A 988-nucleotide genomic window follows, 5' to 3' on the forward strand; every position below is an offset into this window, starting at 1 on the left:
CCTTTTGCCATTGTTCGGTGTCGGATTTTCTCGGCGCTTTGAATGAACGACCCATCTCAAAGACAGCCTTGCCACAGTGAGGGCAGACATTGCCTTTCTCGCACGCGGTCATTTTCCATGACTTACGACAAGTAAAACATGCATGGGCGATCAGATAATCCGGACCGCTCGACACATCGGCCAAAGGCTGGATCGGTAACTGTAGCGTGCCGTTGGCGCGTCGGATCGTTTTTCGTCGTGCTTTTTCAGGTGTCTTGATCATGAGAGAGATTTGCATATGCATCATATGGTGCGCAAGGGCTCGTTCGCGTTGATGCTCAACCGAGGTATTTGCGGCAGCTATGCGGGACCTGTCGTTGCAAGCACTGGACTGGCTGTCCGCTTTCTGCTCTGGTGGAATTTAGGATAGCATGGCCAAGATAGTGTTTGAAGTTGAACCAACAGAAGAAAGCGGCGGCTTTTGCGATTGCTGCGGCAATCAAACCCGAACTGTTTGGGGTTATGTCCATGAAAAAGCTGGAGGCACAGTCGCTGCTTACTTTGTTCAATGGACTGTTGGAAAGTCCATTGAAGACCATCCAGCAAATTTCGATTTAATCTATGGCACTTGGGGTGAGGGTGCCAGCAAGAATGACCGGCGCGCAATTTCCCTGATTCATTTCGAGACCGAGGGCATTCCCGGCGTTTCAGTGGTCAATGCAAACGACCGTCCAATCGCGTCCAGCGACCTTGTTGGTTCGGCAATGAGCCGTGAAGAACTGATAGGTACACCGCTGGCTCAGCAAGTATTCGCAATATTTGATGCAGTGCTTTTGCAAGATAGTCGCCTTAGCTGACGTTAGCTGCGCCGAAAATGCTGAAGCATTTTGGGCTCCAAGCAACGGCGAACTCGGGCAAAAGCCATGTGTTTCTGCCTCGGGCGGAAGCGACCTTATCAGTCCCAGCGGTTGCAGCTGTTTGGGCGGGCAGCAATGCGGGACCTTGCTAC

General features: G+C 51.9%; 2 protein-coding genes. One reads left to right on the top strand and one right to left on the bottom strand.

Features of this window, described 5'->3' with window-relative positions:
- Positions 1-262, bottom strand: a 262-nt coding sequence (locus tag PUT78_RS23625) for a hypothetical protein (RefSeq protein ID WP_274354654.1), incomplete at its 3' end; no start/stop codon positions are given.
- Between the two features lie 148 nt (positions 263-410).
- On the opposite strand from PUT78_RS23625, the gene PUT78_RS23630 reads away from it, so the two are divergent.
- The gene (locus tag PUT78_RS23630; protein WP_274354655.1) at positions 411-836 is read left to right on the top strand and encodes a hypothetical protein; all 426 of its coding nucleotides are present in this window, start codon (positions 411-413) and stop codon (positions 834-836) included.
- The last annotated feature ends 152 nt before the right edge of the window (positions 837-988 follow it).

It is taken from the genome of Roseinatronobacter alkalisoli (assembly GCF_028745735.1).
GTDB classification, from domain to species: domain Bacteria; phylum Pseudomonadota; class Alphaproteobacteria; order Rhodobacterales; family Rhodobacteraceae; genus Roseinatronobacter; species Roseinatronobacter alkalisoli.